This is a genomic window from Streptomyces hawaiiensis (genome assembly GCF_004803895.1).
Lineage (GTDB): Bacteria > Actinomycetota > Actinomycetes > Streptomycetales > Streptomycetaceae > Streptomyces > Streptomyces hawaiiensis.
Genome location: NZ_CP021978.1, coordinates 533,514 through 555,264 on the forward strand (window position 1 = coordinate 533,514; position 21,751 = coordinate 555,264).

Genomic DNA, 21,751 nt, shown 5'->3' on the forward strand with positions numbered 1-21,751 from the left:
GCCTGCGCCGACGAAAGGAGGCGTGACCATGCCGAAGACCGCATCCCTCCGCCCGGACCTCCCGCGCCTGGCCGAGCCCATGGAGTCGCTCGGCGGGCTGCTGCGCGACTGGCTGCCCCGGCAGCGCTGGTTCGCGGGCAAGGACCGGCCCGTCACGGAGCTCGGCCTGCTGTCGATGACCGAGCTCTTCCCGGGCTGTCTGCATCTGCTGGTCCACGCCGGTCACGCCGGTCACACAGGCGTGCCCTCGCCCGGCGGGGCTCCCCCGGCCGGCGACTGCTACCAGCTGCTGCTCGGCGTGCGGGAGCAGCCCTCGTCGCGTCTCGGGCGGGCACTCATCGGGCGGGTGCAGGACGGGCCGCTGGCCGGACTGACGGTCTACGACGCGCTGCACGACCCCCGTTCGGCCCAGCTCCTGCTTGACCGGCTGCGGCACCCGGGCACCGCGGGCCCCCTGCGCTTCGACTGCGACCCGGACCAGCGGGTGCCCGCCGGGCTGGCGCCGCGGCTGCTGGACGCCGAGCAGTCCAACTCCTCGCTGGTGTACGGCGACGAGTACATCCTGAAGGTCTTCCGGCGTATCCAGCCGGGCGTCAACCCGGACCTGGAGGTGCCGGGCGCGCTGGCCCGTCAGGGCTGTCACCGGGTCCCCGCGCCCGTGGCCTGGTTCCAGACGAGGCACCCGTTCAAGGCGACCCTCGGTGTGCTCCAGCCGTATCTGCGGGACGCCTCCGACGGCTGGACGCTGGGGCTGCACGCGCTGGCCGCCGGGGACGACTTCACGGTCCAGGCCCGGGCACTGGGCGCCGCCACCGCGGAGGTGCACCTCGCGCTGGCGTCGGCGTTCCCCGTCGGCGGGCCCGGGGAGAACGGGCAGACGGCGGCCGCGATGACCGAGCGGCTGGATGCCGCCGCGCACTGCGTGCCCGCGCTGCAGCCGTTCGTGCCGGGCCTGCGCACCGCGTTCGCCGCCCTCACCGGCTGCGACCCCGGGCCGCCCGCCCAGCGCATCCACGGCGACCTGCACCTGGGCCAGGTGCTGCGGGCCGGGCGCGAGTGGTTCGTCATCGACTTCGAGGGCGAGCCGTCCCGGCCGCTCTCCGAACGGCGCAGCGCCCACTCCCCCGTGCGGGACATCGCCGGGATGCTGCGTTCCTTCGACTACGCCGCCCGGCAGCGCCGCCCCTGGCGCCCGGAGTGGGCCCGCCGCTGCCGCGAGGCCTACTGCGCGGGCTATGCCGCCCGTGCCGGCTGGGACCCGCGCAAGAAACACGGACTGCTCCGCGCCTATGAGACGGACCGGGCCGTGTACGAGGTGCTGTACGAGGCACGGCACCGCCCCGACTGGCTGCCTGTACCGATGGCGGCGATCGAGCGCCTCGCTGTGAGAGGAGACTGAGCCGTGGCCCTGCGAGACACCTCAATCCCGGAGCCGTCAGGCCCGGTCCCGAGCACGACCGCGCCCGTACTGAGTCCCGAGGACCGCGGGCGCCTGCTGGCGGGCGCCCACCACGATCCGCACGCGCTGCTGGGCGCCCACCCGGTGCCCGGCGGGATCGTGTTCCGGGCGCTGCGCCCCTTCGCCCGTGCGGTGAACGTGGTGATCGGCGGCAAGCGCACAGCCCTCGTCTCGGAGGGTGACGGCCTCTTCTCGGGCGTGCTGCCGCTGGCCGCGGTCCCCGAGTACACCCTGCACGTCGCGTACGAGGAGGGTGAGCAGGAGACGCCCGACCCGTACCGCTTCCTGCCCGCACTCGGCGAGCTGGACCTGCACCTGATCCGCGAGGGGCGGCACGAGCAGCTGTGGCAGGCGCTCGGCGCGCAGCCCATGACGCACGAGGGCGTGTCCGGCACCCGGTTCACCGTCTGGGCGCCGAACGCGCAGGGCGTGCGGGTGGCCACGGACTTCACCCACTGGGACGGGACGCAGTTCCCGATGCGTTCGCTCGGCGCGTCCGGCGTGTGGGAGCTGTTCCTGCCGGGCGTCGGCGAGGGCACCGCGTACAAGTTCGAGATCCACTCCCGGTACGGCCACCGCTTCCTCAAGGCCGACCCGATGGCCCGCCGCTGCGAGGAACCGCCCAACACGGCGTCGATCGTGACGGCCTCGCACTACGAGTGGGGCGACACCGACTGGATGGCGCACCGCGCCGACACGCCCGTGCACGAGGCGCCCCTCTCGGTGTACGAGGTGCACCTGGCGTCCTGGCGTCCGGGGCTGACCTACCGGCAGCTCGCCGAGGAACTCCCGAAGTACGTCAAGGACCTGGGCTTCACCCACGTCGAGCTGATGCCGGTCGCCGAGCACCCCTTCCACGGGTCCTGGGGCTACCAGGTCACGGGGTTCTACGCGCCGACGTCCCGGCTCGGCACCCCGGACGACTTCCGGTTCTTCGTCGACGCCTGCCACCGGGCCGGCATCGGCGTGATCATGGACTGGGTGCCGGCGCACTTCCCGAAGGACGACTGGGCGCTGGCTCGCTTCGACGGGGAGCCGCTCTACGAGCCCGGGGACGACCGGCGCGCGGAGCACCCGGACTGGGGCACGTACGAGTTCGACTTCGGCCGCACCGAGGTGCGCAACTTCCTGGTCGCGAACGCCGTGTACTGGTGCGAGGAGTTCCACATCGACGGCCTGCGGGTCGACGCCGTCGCCTCGATGCTCTACCTGGACTACTCGCGCGAGGACGGCCAGTGGGAGCCCAACGCCTACGGCGGCCGGGAGGACCTGGCGGCCATGGGATTCCTGCAGGAGATGAACGCGACCGTGTACCGGCGGGCTCCGGGCGTGGTCACGATCGCGGAGGAGTCCACCGCCTGGGGCGGGGTGACCAAGCCCACCGACACCGGCGGGCTCGGCTTCGGGCTGAAATGGAACATGGGCTGGATGCACGATTCGCTGGAGTACATCGCGCACGAGCCGGTGCACCGCAAGTACCACCACCACGAGATGACGTTCTCGATGGTGTACGCCTACAGCGAGAACTACGTCCTGCCGATCTCCCACGACGAGGTCGTGCACGGCAAGCAGGCGCTGGTGTCCAAGATTCCGGGCGACTGGTGGCAGCGGCGCGCCACGCACCGGGCCTATCTCGGCTTCATGTGGAGCCATCCCGGCAAGCAGCTGCTGTTCATGGGGCAGGAGTTCGCGCAGGGAGCCGAGTGGTCGGTGGAGCACGGGCCGGAGTGGTGGCTGCTCGACGACGGCTACCACTCGGCGGGTGACCACCGGGGAGTGCGCGACCTGGTCCGTGACCTGAACACCGCGTACCGGGCGACGCCGGCGCTGTGGCAGTGCGACACCCGCCCGGAGGGCTTCCGGTGGGTGGCGGTGGACTCGGCGGACGACAACGTCTTCGCGTTCTTGCGGTACGACGCCGAGGGCGGTCCGCTTCTGGCGGTGTCGAACTTCTCCCCCGTCGTCCGGCAGGACTACGACCTGTGGGTGCCGGGTGACGTGGTCGCCTGGGAGGAGCGCCTCAACACCGACGACACGCGCTACGGCGGCGGCGGCGTCACCAACCCGGATCCGGTCAAACCGGAGGACGGCCGTGTCCGGATCACGCTGCCTCCGCTCGCCACGGTGTGGCTGACGCCGTTCGCTGCGTGAAGTCCTGCCGCCCCACCAGGTGTCCCACCCGCCTGTGAGGGGCACTAGGTCGTACCACCGGGAGCACCCGGTGGTACGACGCGGCAGGGCACAGAAGGGCGGGCATCAGGTGCGCACCGTGGGAGTGGAGGAGGAACTCCTCCTGGTCGATCCGGAGACCGGTGAACCGCGGGCACTGTCCGCGGCGGTGCTCGCCCGGGCGGAGAAGGACGACGCGGATCAGGACGTGTTCGAGAAGGAACTCCACGAGCAGATGCTGGAGTTCGCCACCCATCCGCAGTCGTCCATGGAGAGCCTGCGCGCGGAGATCGTCCGCTGTCGCAAGGAGGCCGCCCGGCACGCGGGGGAGATCGGCTGCACCGTGGCGGCGCTCGCCACCTCGCCGCTGCCGGTCAGCCCCGCCGTCGGCGTCAACCGGCGCTACCAGTGGATGGCGGAGCAGTACGGCATCGCCACCCGGGAGCAGCTCGTCATGGGCTGCCATGTGCACGTGTCGGTCGAGTCCGACGAGGAGGGCGTCGCGGTCGTCGACCGGCTGCGGCCGTGGCTCCCGGTACTGAGGGCGCTCAGCGCGAACTCGCCGTTCTGGCAGGGCAAGGACACGGGGTACAGCAGCTACCGCAGCAGGGTGTGGCTGCGCTGGCCGTCGGCCGGTCCGACCGAGATCTTCGGCTCCCCCGAGCGGTACCACCGTCTGATCGCGGACATGGTGGCCACCGGCGCCCTCCTCGACGACGGGATGATCTACTTCGACGCGCGGCTGTCCCCGCGGTACCCGACGGTGGAGCTCCGCGTCTCGGACGTCTGTCTGCACTCCGGCACGGCCGCGCTGATCGCCACGCTCGTCCGCGGGCTGGTCGAGACGGCCGCGCGCGAGTGGCGGGCCGGACGCGAGCCGCTCGGCCACAGTGTCAGCCTGCTGCGGCTGGCCGACTGGCAGGCCGCCCGGTCCGGACTCGCGGGCGAGCTGCTGCACCCCGCGACCATGCGGCGCATGCCCGCCGAGGCCGTCGTCCGCGCCCTGCTGGACCATGTCGAGGAGGCCCTCGCCGGTACGGGTGACCTGGAGCGGGCCGAGGCCGCCTGCGCCGAGCTGCTGCGGGAGGGCAACGGGGCACAGGTGCAGCGCGCGCTGATGGAGCGCACGGGAAGTCTGCGGGACGTCGTCACCGAATGTGTCCGCCACACCCAGGCGTGAGGCGTCCCGTCTGTCCCGGACGGGGGTTCAGAGGATCAGGACGAGGGCGTAGGCCAGGAAGAACGCCGCGATCAGCACCGCGAGGACGATGATCACGGTGAGCGGACCCTTGGCCCAGCCCCTGGTCGGGTTGTGCGTCTCCCGGGGCAGCGTTTCCGGCATGCTGCTCTCCGCGGGCGGGGTCTCGCCCGGCGGTACACCGCCGCCGGGTTCCAGACCGGGGGTGCGTTCGGGTTCGGGATCGGGACTGATGTGAGTCATGTCGTCCGGGTCCCCCGATCACGCCGAGATCACCAGTGGGTCCACTTCCGTATTTTCCGACCCCGAAGGGTCTCGACTCGACTACATTCGAGCACCGCCGATGACGGTACCCGTCGGCAATGTCACACCCCGTACACGTCAGGAGCAGTGCATGCGCGACCTCGCCCTCGCTCCCCCGGCCGTGGCGCCTCTGACCGGCGGGCTCGCCGACAGTGTCTTCGAGACGGCGGACCGCGAACCGGCCCGGCCGATGCTCGCCCGCCGGGCCGACCCGGCCTCCGCGACCTGGGAGGAGGTGACGGCGATCGAGCTGCGCGACGAGGTGGTGGACGTGGCCAAGGGGCTGATCGCGTCGGGGATCGCGCCGGGCCACCGCGTGGCGATCATGGCGCGCACCCGGTTCGAGTGGACGGTCCTGTGCTACGCGCTGTGGGCCGTGGGCGCCGAGGTCGTCCCGGTCTACCCGACGTCCTCGCGCGACCAGGTGGAGTGGATCCTGCGGGACGCCGGCTGTGTGGCCGTGGTCGTCGAGGACGAGCAGGGCGTCATGACCGTCGGCTCGGTGTGCGCGTCGCTGCCGCTGCTGCGTCACGTCTGGCAGCTGGACGCGGGCGCCCTGGCGGAGCTGGCGGAGCGCGGCGAGTTCATCCCGATCGCCACCGTCGATTCGATGCGCCGCATCGTGCTGCCGGACTCCACGGCCGTCATCGCCTACACCTCCGGCACCTCCGGCCACGCCATGGGCTGCGCGCTCAGCCACCGCAACCTCGCCCGCCCCTGCGACACGCTGCTGGCGGGCTGGGGGCACACGGCCGCGCCACGCGGGGAGCAGGGCTCCGTACTCGCGTTCCTGCCCTTCTCCCATGTGTACGGGCTGATGATCCAGGGGCTGTGCCTGCGTGGCGGGCTGCTGATGGGACACCAGGCCGATCTGAGCGGTGAGGCGCTGTCGTCGGCGCTGCGCTCGTTCCGGCCCACGTACCTCTACGCGGTTCCGTCGGTCCTGGAGAAGATCTACAAGAACTTCCTGCGCACGGCTCAGCAGGGGGGCCATGGCGGACTGTTCGAGCGGGCCGCCGAGACCGCCCGGGACTTCGCCGCGGCCCTGGAGCGGCAGCGGCTGGGCCGCGGCCGCGGGCCCGGCTTCGACCTGCGGCTCCAGCACGCGCTCTACGAGCGCACGGTGTACCGCAGGCTGCGGGCGGCGCTGGGCGGACGGGTGCGGCGGGCGACGTCGGGCGGCTCACCGCTCAGCCGTGATCTGTCCCTGTTCTACGAGGGCATCGGCATCTACGTGCACGACGGGTACGGCCTGACGGAGACCGCCGGCGGGGTGACGATGCAGCCGCTCGGCCGGGAGAAGTCCGGGACGGTCGGGCAGGCGCTGCCGGGCATGGAGATCCAGGTGGCCGAGGACGGGGAGATCCTGGTGCGGGGCCCGTCGGTGTTCCAGGGATACGTGGGCGATCCGGCCGCCACCCGGGCCGCGCTGCGCGGCGGCTGGCTTGCCACCGGGGACCTCGGGCGGCTTGACTCGGAGGGCTATCTGACGATCACCGGCCGCAAGAAGGACATCATCATCACCAGCAGTGGCAAGAGTGTCGCCCCGCTGGCCCTGGAGCAGCGGCTGCGGGTGCACCCGCTCATCCACCAGGCGGTGGTCGTGGGGGACAACCGGCCCTGTGTCGGCGCCCTGATCACGCTGGATCCGGAGTTCCTGGCGCACTGGCGGGCCGGGCTGGCAGTGCAGGGCGAGATGCGGGAGGCACGGGAGGAGAACGCGCTGCGGGAGGAGGTCGCGCGGGCGGTGGCCGCGGCCAACAGCGCCGTGTCGCCGTCGGAGTCGATCCGGGTGTTCCGGGTCCTGCCGGAGGCGTTCGACGTGACCAACGGGCTGCTGACGCCGTCGATGAAGCTGCGCCGGGACGAGATCGTGCGGCACTACGCGTCCGAGATCGACGCGATGTACCAGTCACGCAGACGTCCTGGCAGGCCGAGCACCCCGGTCGAACCGCCGAACTGGGACGATTCGGACAACGTGTTCCGCTGAGCGTGCGGCTGGACGCGTAGGCCTCGCCCCCTCGGGAACACGCAACAGTGGCGACGCAAGAGAAAGGACGACAGCCCTGACGACAGCCCTTGCTGACGCCCGGGCCGGAAAGGCGATATGTCAACCGAGCCGCGTGGGGACGACGCCCTGACCTCCGAGGAGATCCCGAGCCGCACGAACAGCTTCGTGGGCGAGCCGCATGACGTGACCGGTGCGCGGCTGGCCGCGGAGGAGTTCCTGCGTGATCTGGCACGCTCCTCTCCGCCCTCTGCCCCCGAGTACTGGGACGACATCCTGCTGGTGGTGACGGAACTGGCCGCCAACGCGGTCCAGTACGCCCCCGGCCCGTTCGCGCTGCGCATGCGCCGCACGTTCGACGGCGTGCATGTGGTCCTGCACGACAGCAGCACCACCGAGCCCGCCCCGCGCCCCTTCGATCCGCGCAGCGGCGGCGGGGGCATCGGCTGGCACCTGATCCACACGCTGTGCGACCAGGTCAGCGTGGTGGCCGACGACCGGGGCAAGGACGTGCACGTGTTCATGCCCTGGTGAGCCGGGAGCGTCACGGGCGCGACGCGCCCGTGACCGGCTCAGACCGAGGCCGCCTCGCGCGGTGGCAGCCGGTCGTAGTAGTCACCCACGGACCGCAGGTACTCCCGGTCCCTGGTCTCGCTGTCGGTCTGGAAGCGAGGTGCCGCCTTGGCGTCTCCCCTGCTGCAGGCCAGTGTGACCTTCCTCCCCCGTATGTCGATGCCGGTGATGACTCCCGCGGGTACCAGGACGCTGCGGCCGAACACCCAGACGCCGGTGTCGACGACCAGGTGCCGCATGTCGTGCGGGGCGGCCTCCCGGTCCACGTGCCCGATCGTGCCGTCGGTCGCGGTGACGGCGAAACCGGTCAGGTCCTGCCCCTCGGTGTGACCGCTGTCCGGCGTGTACGACCAGATTCTGTCGATGGCCACGCTGCTCCATCCTCCCTGGCGATGTGCGGATCGCAGTTCCTCCGGCGAGCGCTTCGCGCCCGCCCTGTCCCACAGCAGCAATTACCCTCCTGTCGCAAGCGCATTCGGCGCACACACCTGCTGGTGCACGCGACTTCCGGCGGCCACTCCCGGCGATGTTCGGACGAGGGGGCATGGAGGTGGGTTTCCGGGGTAATCGCGGGGCGCGGTGACATCCGAAGCCCGTCAGCGAAGGGAGGCGCATGAGAAACGGCATTCGAGTCCGGAGAACGACCGGGATCCCCTCGCACCGCGGTCGTCCCCAGAGGTGACCAGCCCAGGCCGTAGCACTTGTTGGAGGTATCCGTGCCCCTCGCCCAGAACCCGCTGTCCGTGGAAGTCGAACTGCCCCGGGAGGACGTGGCCCTGATCACGGTCGACGGCTACCTGGACGTCGACACCGCGACCGAGTTCCAGGCCCATCTGGCCAACCAACTCCACCACGGCCGACGGCACTTCCTGCTCGACCTCTCGTCCGTACCCTTCATGGACTCGTCCGGGATGAACATCATCCTGCGGGTGTACCAGGAGACCCGTAAGACCGAGGGCAGCGTGCACGTCATCAGCCCGACGCCGGCCGTGCGGCGCATCCTCGATCTGACGGGCGTCAGCATCACGGTGCCGATATCGGAGAGTGTCGACGAGGCTCTGACCCGTGTCGACGAAGGGGCGGGCCTCCCCCACGAGCCGGGGGAGCCGAGCGTCTGACGGTACGGCTGCCCCCTCGGGCACGGCGCCGGCGAAGACCGGTGGCCCGGTGCCCTCGCTCCGCCCTGCCCGAACGACGGCTCACGCCGATCACGACGACCCCAACGGCCGTTCCCCTGAACCGGATCGCTTGCACCGGAGCAGGTGTCGTACGAGGTCGGCGCATGGTTAGAGTTGTCGCCCGGCAAGTGTCACATCGCCGTTCTCGTTGCCAGAAGCGGGCGCGGTCGACGCAACGCGGATGAGGAGAGAACCAGGTGCCGGAGCACGAAGCGGACGGACAGCTCGCCACGCCCACCCACGAGGTCAGGGACTTCCTGCACCGCCGGCGTGAGCAGATCGCCCAGCGGTGGGCGGACGAGCCCTTGTTCCGCACCGTGTTCACCGTCTCGCGCGACGAGGCGGTGGAGGCGGGCAAGGTCGTCGTGGACGCACTGGCCCAGGTGGCCGACTCGGAGCAGGTGGAGGACCCGGACGCCGCGGGATTCAGCGGCGTGCGCGAGCAGCTGGCCCGGATGGGCGTGGCCCGCTCCCGTGCCGGGCTGTCCAACACCCAGGTCTCCAGCGAGCTGGCCGCCCTGCGGCCACCCGTGGAGAACCTGCTGGCCTCCGATCTGGAGCAGGCGCCCCCCGAGCACCTGCGCGCCTGTTCGACCGCGCTGACGGTGCTCATGGGCACCCTGCGGCTGGTGGCCATGCAGACGGCACTAAGCGAGTGGCAGGCGCTCAGCGACCGCCAGCGGCTGCAGCTGATGGAGGTCGCCACGCCCGTCATCCGGCTGTGGGACGGCGTCGTGGCCGTGCCGCTCATCGGGACGCTCGACAGCGCCCGCAGCCAGATCGTGATGGAGACGCTGCTGAACGCCGTCGTCGAGCAGCACGCGCGGTTCGCGATCCTCGACATCACCGGGGTGCCGACGGTCGACTCGCTGGTGGCGCAGCACCTGATGAAGACGGTCGCCGCGGCGCGCCTCATGGGCGCCGAGTGCATCGTCTCGGGCATCCGCCCCGCCATCGCGCAGACCATCGTGCATCTCGGGCTGGACCTGGACGTCATCACGCGTGCGAGCCTCGCCGACGCACTGGGGTACGCGCTGCACCAGCTCGGCACGGACATCGTGAACCCGGGTGCGGGTCAGCGGTGAACGACGCCTACCCCCCTCCCGTGACCGGCCACGTACCGGTCCTCCGGCTCGGCGACGTCCTGCTCGTCACGCTCCAGGGGGACCTGCACGACAGCACGGCGCAGCAGCTCCAGCAGGACCTCGCCGAGACCATCTCCCGTACCGGGGTGCGCGGGGTCCTCATCGACATCTCCGGTGTGGAGATCGTCGACTCCTTTCTCGGCCGGGTGCTGGCCGAGATCGCCGCGCAGGCCAAGCTGCTGGCCGCGCGCACCGTGGTGGCCGGTATGCGCCCGGCGGTCGCCATCACCCTCGTCGAACTGGGCCTGACGCTGCCCGGTCTGAGCACCGCGCTCAGTACCGAGGCGGGCATGGAGCTCCTCGCGCAGCAGGCCCCGGTGACCCGTCCCGGCAGCCCGCGTCAGGAGAGTCCGTGATGCACACCGCCGCGGGCGTGGAGGCCTGCCTGCCCATCCGGTCGGACATGGACCTGGTGTGGGTGCGTCAGCACGTACGGCAGGCCGCCGCCCGGCTCGGCTTCGGTCTGGTGGACCAGACCAAGCTCATCACCGCGGCCAGCGAGCTGGCCCGCAACACCCTCGTGCACGGCGGTGGCGGACAGATGGAGGCGACGCAGGTCGGTCGTGCGGGCGCGCAGGGGCTGCGGCTGGCCTTCACCGACGAGGGGCCGGGCATCGCCGACCTGGACCGGGCACTGAGCGACGGCTACACCTCCGGCGGCGGTCTGGGGATGGGGCTGAGCGGCGCGCGGCGCCTGGTGCACGACTTCGACATCGACACCACGCCGGGCACGGGCACCACGGTGCGGGTGACCTGCTGGGTGAGCCGGCCGCCGCGTCCGCGCGAGGAGGCCTGATGCCGCGCGTGTGGGACGTGCCGGTGCGCGACTCGACCCGGGTGCACGACGCACGGGTCGCGGCGGAGAGCGCCGCCGCGCTGGCCGGGCTGGACGAGCGGCGTACCGCGGCCGCCGCGCTGGTCGCGACCGAGCTCGCCACGAATCTGCTGAAGCACGCCGAGGGTGGTCAGGTGCTCATCGACGTCGTCGCCCCGCCCGTGCCACGTGGTGAGGAGTCGAGGGTGGTCCAGATTGCCGCGATCGACCACGGCCCGGGCATCGCCGATGTGCCCGCGGCCGTGCGCGACGGCTTCTCCACGACCCGCTCGCTCGGTGCGGGCCTGGGCACGTGTCTGCGGCTCGCCGACGACTTCAGCCTGCACACGACGCCCGGCCGCGGCACGGTCGCCGTGGCCCGCGTGAGCGGGACGCCCCGGGGCGACGGCGCGCCCGCCGGCCCCCGGGTGCGGGTGTGGGCCGACGGGATGTCCGGGAGCTGGGACCACTCACCCGGGCCGGGCGGTCCTGCCGGGGCCGGGCACGAAGGCTCGGGCAGCGGACGGTGGCCGGGCGGTGCGCCGCCTCACGGAGCCGTTCCGTACGGCGGGCTGACGGAGCACACGGGCGTGGCCGGCCGTGCCGGCGACGCCCGCGTGGCGTCCGGCGGTGTGCCCGCGGGCAGCGCCGTGCCGTCAGCGGCCGGCGCGCGCCTCGCGCCGGCACCGGTCCTGCCGGGCATCGGCGCGGCCGGGCCCGGCCCGCTGGCCGACGCGTCACAGGACCGCTCCCTGCCGCCCACCACCGTGCGCGCGGGCGGCGTGAACATCCCCTACGGCGGTGCCGAGTACTCGGGGGACGCCTGGGCCTGGGTCCGTTCCGGGGACCTGGTGACGCTGATGCTGGCCGACGGCCTGGGGCACGGGCCGGAAGCGGCCCGGGCGTCCTCCACCGCCGTGGCGACGCTGCACCGCTGGGCCGGCCTCTCCCCCGCCGAGTCGCTGCGGCGGCTGCACGACGCGCTGAAGGGCACGCGGGGCGCGGCCGTCTCCCTGGCCCAGCTCGACCTCTCGGCCGGGCGGCTGCGGTTCGCCGGCATCGGCAACGTGGGAGCGCGGCTGCGCACCGACGGCACCTGGCGCGCCCTGCTGTCGCGGCCCGGCATCGTCGGGGTCCACCGGCCCGCCACCCTTCGCGAGGTGGAGGCCGACTGGACGGCCGACCCGCTGCTGATCCTGCACACCGACGGCCTGCCCAGCCGTTGGACACCGCCGTCCGACCCCGGTCTGCCCATGGCCGACCCGGCTGTGACGGCCGCCGTGACGATACGTGACGCCAGCAGTCCCGCCCGGCCGGTGCGGGACGACACCGCCGTGGCCGTGCTGACCTCGACCCCGCCGGAACGCCCATGATGCGCACTTGGCAGATCACCACCGTCACCGACGCGGCCCGTGCCCGTATCGCGCTCGCGCGCCTGGCCGCCGCATACGGTGTGCCGACCATCGAACGGACCCGGCTGGCCGCCGCCCTCAGCGCCCATCTGCGGCAGTGCCTCACCAAGGGCGGCACCTGGCGGCTCACCATGGACCTGGCGGGCTCCCACGCCGAGGAGGGGCTGCTGCACGTCGTGGTGACCCCGTCGCCGGAGGCGTGCGCGGCCGGGGAGCCGCTGTGGGAGGTCACGGTCCCCTGTCCCGAGGCGGCCGAGGCCGTCGAGGACGGCACCGTCGCCGACGACCCCGCCGCCCTGTCGGAGGCGCTGCTCGGCGCCGACGAGGACACGGCCGTGGTGCTGGACAAGCTCACCGAGCAGGAGGATCTGGTCGCCTTCCACCGCGAGGAGCTGCACCAGACCAACCAGGGCGTCCTGGCACTGCACGCCGAGCTGGACGCGGCCGGGCGGGCCCAGCGCGAGGCCTTCGCCGCCGAGCGCAGCGCCCGCAACGAGGCGGAGAGCGCCCGGCGCAGGCTGACGTTCCTCGCGGACGCGAGTGCTGTGCTGACGGCGTCGCTGAACCACGAGGAGATCGTGCGCCGGCTGCCGGACCTGCTGGTGCCGGAGTACGCGAGCAGCGTCGACGTCTGGCTGTTCGACCACGAGGAGGACAAGCACCGGTCGGCGCCGCATCCGGCCGCCGCGGTGGTCGCGGCCCGTACCGGGCGGCCCCAGTACGCCGCCGACCATCCCGGCAACCTGCCCGGCGTCGAGGACCAGCCGCCGTCGGCGCTGGATCCCGGGCGGCCGCTGCTGTGTGTGCCGCTGCCGACGCGGCGGGCGCCGCTGGGGGTACTGACGCTGTCGCCGCCCGGTGCCCGCTGGGACCCGGACGACGCGGTCATGCTGATCGAGCTCACCCGGCGGGCCAGCATCGCGATCGACAACGCCCGGCGCTTCGAGCACAACCGCGACATCGCCGAGACGCTGCAGCGCGCCCTGCTGACGGACCTGCCCGCCACGCCGGGCCTCAGCCTGGCCGCGCGGTATCTTCCGGCCACGCACGGGCTGAACATCGGCGGCGACTGGTACGACGCGTTCCCGCAGCGGGACGGCGGTCTCATCACCGTCATCGGCGACGTGACCGGGCACGGTCTGCACGCGGCGGTCATGATGAGCCAGCTGCGCACCGCGCTGCGGGCGTACGCCGTCGACGGCGACAGCCCGGGGCGGCTGCTGACCCGCCTGCACCGGTTCCTGCACCATCTCCAGCCGGACCTGTACGCCACTGCCGTCATCGCCCGGTTCCACCCGGACGAACCCACGCTGACCTGGGCCGCCGCGGGGCATCCGCCGCCGGTACTGCGCCTGCCCGACGGCGCCGTGCGCACCCTCGACGCCAAGCCCGGCGCGATGCTGGGCATCCCGCTCACCCAGGAGATCGCCGACCATACGGAGCGGCTGGAACCCGGCTCCACCCTCGCCCTGTACACCGACGGGCTGGTGGAGCGGCGGGCGCAGGGCATAGACCCGGGCATCGAGCGGCTGGCCGCGGCACTCGGCGGGTTCCGGTCCCCGGAGCTGGACGCGGACCTGGAGGGGTCGGCGGACCGGCTCCTGCATCCGCTGCTGAGCGATTCCGAGCGGGACGACGACGTGTGTCTGTTGCTGTGTCATTTCCAGGGCCGCGCCGGATCCTGACGGCGGGTCCGGCGCGGCCGGGTGTGCACGCGTTCTTCACTCCAGCCTGGTGCTTTTCGGCCACGGTGCGGGCATGGTGGTGATCGACGCGTTCGTCTGCCTGCCGCGTCCGACTGGCGTGCCGGCCGGACACACGGTGGGATCGAAAGGGTGCGAACCAGCGATCCAGGGGCAGTCGGAAGGCGTTCGAGGCAGACCGCCTGGAGCCGCAGAAAGGGATGAACACCGTGACACGACCCAGGATCCTGGTGGTTGGCGCAGGCTTCGCCGGCGTGGAGTGCGTCCGCCGTCTGGAACGCAAACTCTCCCCGGACGAGGCCGACGTCACGCTGGTGACGCCGTTCGCCTACCAGCTCTATCTGCCGCTGCTGCCCCAGGTCGCCTCCGGCGTGCTGACGCCGCAGTCGATCGCCGTCTCCCTGCGACGCAGCAAGAAGTACCGCACGCGGATCATTCCGGGCGGCGCCATCGGCGTGGACCTGAAGTCCAAGGTGTGCGTGATCCGCACCATCACCGACGAGATCGTCAACGAGCCGTACGACTACATCGTGCTGGCGCCCGGCAGCATCACCCGCACCTTCGACATCCCGGGGCTGACGGACCACGCGTTCGGGATGAAGACGCTCGCCGAGGCGGCGTACATCCGTGACCACGTCATCTCCCAGCTGGACCTGGCCGACGCGAGTCAGGACCCCGTGGAGCGGGCCTCGCGGCTGCAGTTCGTGGTGGTCGGCGGCGGTTACGCGGGCACCGAGACCGCGGCGTGCCTGCAGCGCCTGACGCACGCGGCGGTCAAGCGCTACCCGCGGCTGGACCCGAGCCTGATCAAGTGGCATCTGATCGACATCGCGCCGAAGCTGATGCCGGAGCTGGGCGACAAGCTCGGCAGCAGCGCGCGGGAGATCCTGCGCCGCCGGGGCATCGAGATCTCCCTGGGCACCTCCATCGCCAAGGCCGGTCCCGAGGAGGTCACCTTCACCGACGGCCGGGGGGTCCCGACCCGCACGCTCATCTGGACCGCCGGGGTCGTCGCCAGCCCGCTCATCGCCACGCTCGGCGCGGAGACGGTCAAGGGCCGGCTCACGGTCGCCCCCGAGATGAACCTGCCCGGCGACGACGGGGTGTTCGCGCTCGGCGACTCGGCCGCCGTACCCGACCTGGCCAAGGGGGACGGGGCCATGTGCCCGCCCACCGCGCAGCACGCCCTGCGGCAGGGCAAGCACGTCGCCGACAACGTCATCGCCTCGCTGCGGGGCCAGGTGATGAAGCCGTACGTCCACAAGGACCTCGGGCTCGTCGTCGACCTGGGCGGCACCGACGCGGTCTCCAAGCCGCTCGGCATCGAGCTGCGCGGGCTGCCCGCCCAGGCCGTGGCCCGCGGCTACCACTGGTCGGCGCTGCGCACCAACGTGGCCAAGACGCGGGTGATGACGAACTGGCTGCTCAACGCGGTGGCCGGTGACGACTTCGTACGGACCGGGTTCCAGGCCCGCAAGGCCGCGCGGCTGAAGGACTTCGAGTACACCGACGCCTATCTGACGCCGGAGCAGGTGCGGGCGCAGGTCGAGGGGTCCGGCCGGCCGGAGTAGGACCGGGCCGGACGGGAGCGTCCGCTCGTGGCATGTCATGCTGAGATACGGATCTTGGTGTGAGTCGGGAGAGAGTGCGGCGGCGTGAGGGCAGCGGGACGCGCGGTGCGGGCACGACTGCGGGACCGGGTCGCGGCGTCCGACCCCGGGCTGCTGCGTCTGACGGCCGGGCTGCGGACGGTCGGCGCGATCGCCCTCACCCTGGCCGTGCTCTCCCTGCTGGGGGCCGATGTGCACCTTCTGGTGGCGGGGGCCATGGCGGCGATGGTCGCCACCTTCGCCATCCGGGAGAAGCAGCTCGGCGCTCAGGCCGTGACGCTGGCCCTGGGGCTGCCGGTGGCCCTGGCCTCGGTGTCCCTGGGGGCGGTGCTCAACACGCGTCTCGTCGTCTTCGGTGACGCCTTCTTCGTCGTCCTGATCTTCTGCGCGGTCTACGGCCGCCGGTTCGGCGACCGGGGCACCGCTCTGGGGATGATCGGGTTCCAGGTCTACTTCCTGTCCCTGTTCGTCGGCGCCACCGTCTCGACGCTGCCCGCGCTGTGCGGTGCCATGGCCCTGGCGTTCTGCTCCAGTGCCCTGATGCGCTTCGCGGTCGTGCCCGCGACGCCCACGGGTGTGCTGCTGCGGCTGCGGCTGGCCTTCCGTGCCCGGCTGGCCCAGCTGGTGTCCGCCCAGCTCGAACTCCTCGACGCCGGCGCGGAGGAGATGGACAAGGCGCTAAAGGCCGTGCGGGAGGGCACCGCGCGGCTGCACGAGACGGCGATGATGATCCAGGGGCGGCTGGAGGAGGGCACACCGGACGAGTCGGCGGCGCGGCTGGTGCAGCGCAGGATCGCCGACGCCGAGATCGCCGCCGAGCGGCTCGGACTGCTGCTGCTGACCGCCCGCAGTGCCGAACGGGCCGACACACTCACCCTGCACCTGCCGGGCGCGCCCGCCCCCTTGGTTTCCGGGCCGGCCGTGCCGGACGAGGCGGGCGCCACACTCCGCCGTGATCTGCAGGCGCTGCACGCCCTGGTGCTGCGGGCGGGCAGCGGTGACACGGGCACCGGGCTGGCCCATGTGCGCAACCGGCTCCTCGGCTACCGGGACGAGGAGAACCTGCCGCCCGCGTCGGCCGCCGTCCAGGACGTCTTCCGTGGCATCGGCGAGTCGGCCCGTGCGGTGCTCGGGCTGCGGATCGCGCTGGACGGGCCGCAGGACGAGTCGGACGACACCCCCGCGACGGCCCGCTCGCGCGAGGAACTGGACGCCGAGGACGCCGCGATCGACGGCGGCGGCGAGGAGACGGCGCAGGAGGAGGAGACGGGTCTGCGGCGGCCCACCACGCGTGCGGCCGTGCAGGTCGCCGTCGGGTCCTCGCTGGCCATCGTGGGCGGTGAGCTGCTGTCCACGCAGCGCTGGTACTGGGCGGTGCTGACGTGCTGGATCGTTTTCCTCAACACCGCGTCGACGGGCGAGATCCTGGTCAAGGGGTACCGGCGGTTGCTGGGCACGGTGTTCGGCGTGGTGGCCGGCATCGTCCTGGCGGGACTGGTCGGCCGGCACACCTGGACGGCGTTCGCCCTGGTCCTGGTGCTGATCTTCGCGATGTTCTACGTGGCGCCGCTGTCGTACACGCTGATGTCGTTCTTCGTGACGGCGATGCTGGGGCTGCTGTACACGCTGCTGCACACCTACAGCCTCGATGTGCTCGTGCTGCGGATCGAGGAGACGGCGCTCGGCGCGGTCTGCGGGGTGGTCGCGGCGGCGCTGGTCCTGCCGGTGCGGACGGATCGCCGTACGAACGAACTGCTCGGCACCGTGCTGGAGCGGCTGGCCGAGGTCACCGAGGCCGCGGTCGGCCAGCTCAGCGGCGGACCGGTGGACGAGCTGCTGGACAAGGCGCGCGACCTGGACCAGGCGCTGGCCGATCTGCGGGCCGCGACCCAGCCGCTGATCCACCCGGTCACACCGCTGCGGACCCGGCGTCACACGGCCCGGTACGTGGTGGCGCTGCTGGAGACGTGCGCATATCACGCGCGGACGCTGGCGGCGACCGCCGAGCTGCTGCCCACGCATCCCTCGATCGCGGCGGACCCGCGGCTGCGCGGGGCCGCCGGGCGCACGGTGCGCAACATCGAGACCATCGCGGCCCGGGTGGCCGACGAGCACGCGGGCGTGCGGGTCGAGACCGGGCCGAGCATCGCCTCCCTGCTGGGCTCCGATGCCGGAACGCCGCGCTACGGCCGGATCACCGACCGCGTGCTGCGGCATCTGGAGCGGCTGGACGAGGCCGTGGTGGGCCTCGCCCGGCCGCTGGATGTGCCGGTGGCGGCGCCCCAGGGGTGAGAGTCGCCCCAGGAGTGCCGCTGCCCGTCAGAAGTCCGTGGGCAGTCCGCTCACCTCGGCGATGCCGCGCAGCTCCTCGGTCTGCTTGTGCCGGTCCCGGATGTAGTCGGCTATCTCGCCGAGTCGCTCGGGGTCGGACGCGGTGGTGGCGTCCGTGACGATCCTGACCGGGCCGGTGTCGTCGACGTCGAGTTCGACCACTTCGTTGTCCAGGCGGCCGGTGACGGCGGTGGCGATGACGAGCGCCACCTCGTCGCGGACCTCCTGGGGAAGTTCGTCGTTGGCCCCGGAGTCGAGCGCGAAGTCGAGGCTGGACAGGCGTTCCTCTTCGATCGCCTCGAGGACCGGTTCCACCGCGCGCATCAGAAGGCGGTAGTCCTCGGTGTCCATCCGGATGCGCAGGAGGTCCAGGTACATGTCCACGGGCCGGCCATCGCCATGCGGAATCTCGGAATCGCTCATTCGCACCGTGTTCCCCGCAAGACGCGACTCAGACGCGTCGCCACCGGGCCATGGCGAAGGAGAACACTCCGAAGAGCACCAGACCGGCCGCGACGCAAACCAGCAGCCAGGGGCCGAGGGGGGTGTCGGCGAAGGAGCGCAGGGTGTCGTCCAGGCCCTTGGCCCGGTCGGGTTCGTAGTCGACGGCGGCGCGGACGGCGAAGACCCCGGCCACCGCGAAGACCAGCCCGCGGGCCGCGCCGCCGGCCACGCCGGTGACGTCCACCAGCTGCCGCGTCCGGTGGCTCATCTGACCCAGCCGGAGCTTGTCGTGGTACTTGCGCAGCACCGCGCGTACGGCGATCCAGCCGCCGGCCACGACGATCGCGACCCCGGCGGCACCGACCAGCCACTGGCCTGCGGGTATCTCCAGAATCCTGGCCGTGGCGTCCCGGGACTGCTGGTCGCTGGATCCGCCGCTCTGATGGCGGCTGACCGCGAACGACAGTACCGAGTACGCGACGAAGACGTAGAAGGCGAAGCGGGCCGTTGCCATCAGGCGCTTGCGTGCGCTGCGGCCGTCCTTGCCGACCGAGCCGAAGAGCGCCTCGGACAGCCGCCACAGGGCCATTCCGACGAGCCCGATGCCCAGCGCCCACAGCAGCACCGCACCGAACGGCTTCTGCGCCAGTTCCTGCAGCGCTCCCCCGCGGTCGGCCTGCCGGCCGGTGCCGCCGAAGGCGATCTGCAGGGCCAGCGCCCCGACGAGCAGATAGATCACGCCCCGGGCGGCGAAACCCGCCCGGGCCGCCCCCTCGGTCACCGAGCCCCGCGCCATCCGCCGCGCCCGGAACCGGCCGCTCTGTGCCATCGCACTCGTGTTCATGTGGACCTCCCGGGAGTCCGGATGCCCCGGGTCGGCGTCCACACACCCGGCGCAGCCTCCGGACCAGGGGATTCCAGTTCCAGGCCGGGCGCTGTCCCTCCAGCGGCGCGGTTCACCAGGACGCCGGCCGGCGTGTGCGGCTTGAGTTGCGCCGGTGGCAGGACGCGACCGGGCCCGGCCTCGGCTTCCGCCGTGGCCGGGCCCTCGTTCCGCCTCGTCTTCCCCGTCGCGTCAGTGGCGCACGCGGATCAGGCGGGCTCCGTGACCGCCATGCGCTGTCCGGTCGTCGCCGCAACGGGTTCGCGGACCGGTGCGGGTGCGGTCGCGAGCCACTGGTGGGCGGCTTCCAGGGCGCGCTTGACGTCCCGGGTGCCGGTGGACACACACAACGTGTACGCCAGGTCGCGTGCCCTGGGATTCGACTCCGCCGGCCCGCGGGCGGCCTCGGCGGCCGCCAGGGCCTCGTACTCGTCGACGAGTCGGCGCAGCACGGCGGGGTGGGGCCTCAGCATGGTCGTTCGCTCCTCTGGGGTCGGATGGTCAGGCCGTCGTGGAGGGGTCACCGCTTCCCCGGTTGCCCGTCCGCTGCCCCAGGACCTCGTCGCGCACGCGGGCGCAGCTACGGCTGATGAGGCGGGAGACGTGCATCTGGGAGATGCCGAGGTGGTCGGCGATGCGGCTCTGGGTCATGTCCTCGAAGAAGCGCATGTAGAGGATGGCCCGTTCGCGTTCCGGCAGCCGGCGCAGGCCCTCCTTGGCGGACTCGCGGTCCACGACGATGTCGTAGGACGAGTCGGCCGCGCCGAGGGTGTCCGCGAGGCTGTAGCCGTCGTCGTCGGACGAGAGCTCGGCGTCCAGCGACAGGGTGCTGAAGCTGTCCAGGGCCTCGAGCCCGGCGTTGACCTCTTCCTCGGTCAGGCCGGTGTGGGTGGCGATGTCCGCCACGGACGGCTCGGGGCTGCCCGGGTTCTGGGTGAGCTCGCGGCGTGCCACTCGCACCTTGTTGCGCAGCTCCTGCACGCGGCGGGGGACTCGCAGGGCCCACATGCGGTCCCGGAAGTGCCGCTTGACCTCGCCGGTGATGGTGGGGACGGCGTAGCTTTCGAAGGCACCCCGGCTCAGGTCGAACCGGTCGATGGCCTTGACCAAGCCCAGTGCGGCGACCTGCCGGAGATCCTCGATCGACTCTCCGCGGTCGCGGAAGCGGCCGGCGATGCGGTGGGCCATGGGCAGCCACAGGGTGACCAGTTCGTCGCGGACGGCCTCCCGCTCGGGACCCTCTTCCAGCTCCGCCATCCGGGCGAAGAGGGCGGCGGTGTCGGGGGCGTCGTCGTGACGCCGCCGGGAAGCGGTGGTCGTCGTTTCGGGCGTGCCGGGACGATGGGTGGGCGTTTCGATGAGCATGCGGATTCGCTCCTGAACGGTGGTTTCAGGGACTGACCGCGGGAAGGTCGCTGCCCGGATGCGCCTGGACGGCCTCCGGGGCAGTCATACCGCTCCCGCTGGCGCGCCTCCGGTCCGAAGCACGAAACTGCGTCTGCCCTGCCCCCGGTGGTACAAACTCCGCTTTGCTGAGCAATCTGTCGGGCACCGGCTCACGGGGGTTCAGGACAGGGGTACGACAGCGGTGATGCACTTGCCCCCGGCGGGCAGGTCCGACACCCGGACGTCGCGCGCGAGCCGGCAGACGATGGGCCAGCCGTGGCCGCCGTGCCGCATCCGTCCGTGCGGGTCGGTGCGTGGCACGGTCACGGGCAGCGCGTCACTGCGGTCGCTCACCGAAACGCGCACACCGGGGCCGTCGACGTCCACCTGGAAGTCGGTGACACCGCCGCCGTGCAGGATCGCGTTGGTCGTCAGTTCCGACGCGACGAGCAGCGCGTCGGACAGGGCGTCGGTGTCGCACGGGGTGTGGGTGGTCCGGCAGCGTTCGGCCACGGCTCGCTCCACGGCCCGGCGCGCCTCGGCGGGTTTGCACGGCCGGGCGCGGTGAGCGCCGGGCGGCTCGAATACGGATTCGATCATGTGCTCCTCGCACATTCTGCAGCTCCCTGTCAGCACAGACGGATTCCGGGTCCGGACCGCGTTCCGCGGCTTGCCCGCACGGGACTGCCCGGGGGCCCGCGGACCCGCTGCTTGCCTCGACCTGCCGCGGCGTTCGGGGCGCGCATCGCGCGAGCGCCGCAGTCCTACTCTTCGGCTCACCTCTCCCCGCACCTGCAAACCTCCGGTGCGGCCGCAAGGCCCGAGAAGCACCTCGAACGGCCGTGAGCCGGTGCCATCTCCGCGCGCTGGGCGGGTACGCGGTGTGCATGACGGATGTAGTGGATTCGGACGAGTTGCTGCGGCGCATCCAGCGGGCCAGGGAGTGCGCGGCGCAGGAGGAGCGGACGTGGCGGACCAGGAGCGAGGAACTGGACGCGACCGACCCGCAAGGGGCCCGGGACGCGACCGTGCGGCGGATGTCCTACGAAGCGGTGCTGCGGGTGCTGGACGAGATCGTGAGCCCGGGCAAACACGCGCCTGAGGGCTGACCGGGTGGGGCCGGATTGCTGGGGCA

The 21,751-nt window shown here is 72.3% G+C and carries 21 protein-coding genes; 14 read left to right on the forward strand and 7 right to left on the reverse strand.

Going from position 1 to position 21,751, the window contains the following annotated elements:
* Window positions 1-28: 28 nt before the first annotated feature.
* The 3 genes from CEB94_RS02535 (at window position 29) to CEB94_RS02545 (ending at window position 4,808) form a co-directional block, all read left to right on the forward strand.
* Window positions 29-1,399, forward strand: coding sequence for a maltokinase N-terminal cap-like domain-containing protein (locus CEB94_RS02535; RefSeq protein ID WP_175430591.1), 1,371 nt, complete (start codon window positions 29-31; stop codon window positions 1,397-1,399).
* Between the two features lie 3 nt (window positions 1,400-1,402).
* On the forward strand, window positions 1,403-3,610 hold the full coding sequence (gene glgB / locus CEB94_RS02540) for a 1,4-alpha-glucan branching protein GlgB (protein WP_175430592.1): 2,208 nt from the start codon (window positions 1,403-1,405) through the stop codon (window positions 3,608-3,610).
* A gap of 109 nt (window positions 3,611-3,719) precedes the next feature.
* Window positions 3,720-4,808 (forward strand): glutamate--cysteine ligase 2, encoded by a 1,089-nt coding sequence (locus CEB94_RS02545; protein ID WP_175430593.1) that lies wholly within the window; start codon window positions 3,720-3,722, stop codon window positions 4,806-4,808.
* A gap of 27 nt (window positions 4,809-4,835) precedes the next feature.
* On the opposite strand, the gene CEB94_RS02550 is transcribed toward CEB94_RS02545, so the two are convergent.
* Complete coding sequence (locus CEB94_RS02550; RefSeq protein WP_175430594.1) at window positions 4,836-5,069, reverse strand: DUF6480 family protein; 234 nt, start codon at window positions 5,067-5,069, stop codon at window positions 4,836-4,838.
* 151 nt (window positions 5,070-5,220) lie between these two features.
* Here CEB94_RS02550 and CEB94_RS02555 point away from each other — a divergent pair, with 151 nt between their 5' ends.
* Together CEB94_RS02555 and CEB94_RS02560 are read left to right on the forward strand one after the other, a co-directional pair.
* Window positions 5,221-7,119 carry an AMP-dependent synthetase/ligase gene (locus CEB94_RS02555; protein ID WP_175430595.1) on the forward strand — a complete coding sequence of 633 codons (1,899 nt, stop codon included), beginning with the start codon at window positions 5,221-5,223 and terminating at the stop codon, window positions 7,117-7,119.
* Between the two features lie 117 nt (window positions 7,120-7,236).
* Window positions 7,237-7,671, forward strand: a complete 435-nt coding sequence (locus tag CEB94_RS02560) for an ATP-binding protein (RefSeq protein WP_175430596.1) — start codon at window positions 7,237-7,239, stop codon at window positions 7,669-7,671.
* A gap of 38 nt (window positions 7,672-7,709) precedes the next feature.
* Here CEB94_RS02560 and CEB94_RS02565 read toward each other — a convergent pair whose 3' ends face one another.
* The gene (locus tag CEB94_RS02565) at window positions 7,710-8,081 is read right to left on the reverse strand and encodes a PRC-barrel domain containing protein (protein ID WP_175430597.1); all 372 of its coding nucleotides are present in this window, start codon (window positions 8,079-8,081) and stop codon (window positions 7,710-7,712) included.
* Between the two features lie 345 nt (window positions 8,082-8,426).
* Between CEB94_RS02565 and CEB94_RS02570 the strand changes: the two genes are divergently transcribed.
* The 8 genes from CEB94_RS02570 (at window position 8,427) to CEB94_RS02605 (ending at window position 17,864) form a co-directional block, all read left to right on the forward strand.
* On the forward strand, window positions 8,427-8,828 hold the full coding sequence (locus CEB94_RS02570) for an STAS domain-containing protein (protein ID WP_175430598.1): 402 nt from the start codon (window positions 8,427-8,429) through the stop codon (window positions 8,826-8,828).
* A 257-nt stretch (window positions 8,829-9,085) separates the two neighbouring features.
* Entirely contained in the window at window positions 9,086-9,973 is an 888-nt protein-coding gene (locus CEB94_RS02575; RefSeq protein WP_175430599.1) for an STAS domain-containing protein, read from the forward strand.
* On the forward strand, window positions 9,970-10,389 hold the full coding sequence (locus CEB94_RS02580) for an STAS domain-containing protein (RefSeq protein WP_175430600.1): 420 nt from the start codon (window positions 9,970-9,972) through the stop codon (window positions 10,387-10,389). Before CEB94_RS02575 ends, CEB94_RS02580 begins: the two co-directional genes overlap by 4 nt.
* Complete coding sequence (locus tag CEB94_RS02585; protein WP_175436857.1) at window positions 10,389-10,829, forward strand: anti-sigma regulatory factor; 441 nt, start codon at window positions 10,389-10,391, stop codon at window positions 10,827-10,829. The genes CEB94_RS02580 and CEB94_RS02585 overlap by 1 nt, the downstream gene beginning before the upstream one ends.
* Window positions 10,829-12,220, forward strand: coding sequence for an ATP-binding SpoIIE family protein phosphatase (locus CEB94_RS02590; protein ID WP_175430601.1), 1,392 nt, complete (start codon window positions 10,829-10,831; stop codon window positions 12,218-12,220). The genes CEB94_RS02585 and CEB94_RS02590 overlap by 1 nt, the downstream gene beginning before the upstream one ends.
* Entirely contained in the window at window positions 12,217-13,944 is a 1,728-nt protein-coding gene (locus tag CEB94_RS02595) for a PP2C family protein-serine/threonine phosphatase (protein ID WP_175430602.1), read from the forward strand. Before CEB94_RS02590 ends, CEB94_RS02595 begins: the two co-directional genes overlap by 4 nt.
* A 218-nt stretch (window positions 13,945-14,162) precedes the next feature.
* Entirely contained in the window at window positions 14,163-15,533 is a 1,371-nt protein-coding gene (locus tag CEB94_RS02600; protein WP_175430603.1) for an NAD(P)/FAD-dependent oxidoreductase, read from the forward strand.
* 84 nt (window positions 15,534-15,617) lie between these two features.
* Window positions 15,618-17,864 carry an FUSC family protein gene (locus tag CEB94_RS02605; RefSeq protein WP_175430604.1) on the forward strand — a complete coding sequence of 749 codons (2,247 nt, stop codon included), beginning with the start codon at window positions 15,618-15,620 and terminating at the stop codon, window positions 17,862-17,864.
* A gap of 27 nt (window positions 17,865-17,891) precedes the next feature.
* Here CEB94_RS02605 and CEB94_RS02610 read toward each other — a convergent pair whose 3' ends face one another.
* The 5 genes from CEB94_RS02610 to CEB94_RS02630 all read right to left on the reverse strand — a co-directional run bounded on the left by CEB94_RS02610 (window position 17,892) and on the right by CEB94_RS02630 (window position 21,231).
* Entirely contained in the window at window positions 17,892-18,326 is a 435-nt protein-coding gene (locus tag CEB94_RS02610; RefSeq protein ID WP_175430605.1) for a hypothetical protein, read from the reverse strand.
* A gap of 28 nt (window positions 18,327-18,354) precedes the next feature.
* Window positions 18,355-19,191, reverse strand: coding sequence for a DUF1206 domain-containing protein (locus CEB94_RS02615; RefSeq protein WP_175430606.1), 837 nt, complete (start codon window positions 19,189-19,191; stop codon window positions 18,355-18,357).
* Between the two features lie 248 nt (window positions 19,192-19,439).
* Window positions 19,440-19,703 carry a DUF5133 domain-containing protein gene (locus CEB94_RS02620; RefSeq protein WP_175430607.1) on the reverse strand — a complete coding sequence of 88 codons (264 nt, stop codon included), beginning with the start codon at window positions 19,701-19,703 and terminating at the stop codon, window positions 19,440-19,442.
* A gap of 28 nt (window positions 19,704-19,731) precedes the next feature.
* Window positions 19,732-20,595 (reverse strand): SigB/SigF/SigG family RNA polymerase sigma factor, encoded by an 864-nt coding sequence (locus CEB94_RS02625; RefSeq protein ID WP_175430608.1) that lies wholly within the window; start codon window positions 20,593-20,595, stop codon window positions 19,732-19,734.
* A 201-nt stretch (window positions 20,596-20,796) separates the two neighbouring features.
* Window positions 20,797-21,231 carry an ATP-binding protein gene (locus tag CEB94_RS02630; protein WP_175430609.1) on the reverse strand — a complete coding sequence of 145 codons (435 nt, stop codon included), beginning with the start codon at window positions 21,229-21,231 and terminating at the stop codon, window positions 20,797-20,799.
* Window positions 21,232-21,503: 272 nt separating this feature from the next.
* Between CEB94_RS02630 and CEB94_RS02635 the strand changes: the two genes are divergently transcribed.
* On the forward strand, window positions 21,504-21,725 hold the full coding sequence (locus CEB94_RS02635) for a hypothetical protein (RefSeq protein ID WP_175430610.1): 222 nt from the start codon (window positions 21,504-21,506) through the stop codon (window positions 21,723-21,725).
* Window positions 21,726-21,751: the final 26 nt, after the last annotated feature.

What these genes read in the sequence shown, in the direction of transcription:
- CEB94_RS02595 (WP_175430602.1), top strand. Translation starts at nt 12,217, where the DNA reads ATGATGCGCACTTGGCAGATCACCACCGTCACCGACGCGGCCCGTGCC.
- CEB94_RS02625 (WP_175430608.1), bottom strand. Translation starts at nt 20,595, where the DNA reads ATGCTCATCGAAACGCCCACCCATCGTCCCGGCACGCCCGAAACGACG.
- CEB94_RS02585 (WP_175436857.1), top strand. Translation starts at nt 10,389, where the DNA reads ATGCACACCGCCGCGGGCGTGGAGGCCTGCCTGCCCATCCGGTCGGAC.
- CEB94_RS02635 (WP_175430610.1), top strand. Translation starts at nt 21,504, where the DNA reads ATGACGGATGTAGTGGATTCGGACGAGTTGCTGCGGCGCATCCAGCGG.
- CEB94_RS02550 (WP_175430594.1), bottom strand. Translation starts at nt 5,069, where the DNA reads ATGACTCACATCAGTCCCGATCCCGAACCCGAACGCACCCCCGGTCTG.
- CEB94_RS02615 (WP_175430606.1), bottom strand. Translation starts at nt 19,191, where the DNA reads ATGAACACGAGTGCGATGGCACAGAGCGGCCGGTTCCGGGCGCGGCGG.
- CEB94_RS02610 (WP_175430605.1), bottom strand. Translation starts at nt 18,326, where the DNA reads ATGAGCGATTCCGAGATTCCGCATGGCGATGGCCGGCCCGTGGACATG.
- CEB94_RS02600 (WP_175430603.1), top strand. Translation starts at nt 14,163, where the DNA reads ATGAACACCGTGACACGACCCAGGATCCTGGTGGTTGGCGCAGGCTTC.
- CEB94_RS02620 (WP_175430607.1), bottom strand. Translation starts at nt 19,703, where the DNA reads ATGCTGAGGCCCCACCCCGCCGTGCTGCGCCGACTCGTCGACGAGTAC.
- CEB94_RS02590 (WP_175430601.1), top strand. Translation starts at nt 10,829, where the DNA reads ATGCCGCGCGTGTGGGACGTGCCGGTGCGCGACTCGACCCGGGTGCAC.
- CEB94_RS02630 (WP_175430609.1), bottom strand. Translation starts at nt 21,231, where the DNA reads ATGTGCGAGGAGCACATGATCGAATCCGTATTCGAGCCGCCCGGCGCT.
- CEB94_RS02555 (WP_175430595.1), top strand. Translation starts at nt 5,221, where the DNA reads ATGCGCGACCTCGCCCTCGCTCCCCCGGCCGTGGCGCCTCTGACCGGC.
- CEB94_RS02560 (WP_175430596.1), top strand. Translation starts at nt 7,237, where the DNA reads ATGTCAACCGAGCCGCGTGGGGACGACGCCCTGACCTCCGAGGAGATC.
- CEB94_RS02535 (WP_175430591.1), top strand. Translation starts at nt 29, where the DNA reads ATGCCGAAGACCGCATCCCTCCGCCCGGACCTCCCGCGCCTGGCCGAG.